The sequence below is a fragment of the Massilia sp. CMS3.1 genome (assembly GCF_051262535.1).
GTDB lineage: Bacteria > Pseudomonadota > Gammaproteobacteria > Burkholderiales > Burkholderiaceae_D > Telluria.
Genome location: NZ_JBIMES010000119.1, coordinates 1 through 219, shown reverse-complemented (window position 1 = coordinate 219; position 219 = coordinate 1). Strand labels below are relative to the sequence as shown.

At 63.0% G+C, this 219-nt stretch carries 1 pseudogene; it reads left to right on the top strand.

Going from position 1 to position 219, the window contains the following annotated elements:
- Positions 1-219 (top strand): annotated as a pseudogene (locus ACHAC9_RS24695) (IS5/IS1182 family transposase); the annotation flags it as partial.

The window sequence follows — 219 nt, the reverse complement described above, 5'->3', positions numbered from 1 at the left end:
CGCCAGTGAAAGCGTTTTCGACGCAGTCAATCGCCAGCTGTCCAAACACGGCTACATCGCGCGTGGCGGTCAGATGGTCGACGCGAGCATCGTACAGGCCCCCAAACAATCGCTGAGCAAGCAAGAGAAGGCGTTGGTTGGCCAAGGCGCGATGCCGGCGGACTGGGCGCCAGCCAAACGCCGCCAGAAGGACACGGACGCGCGCTGGACCAAGAAGCA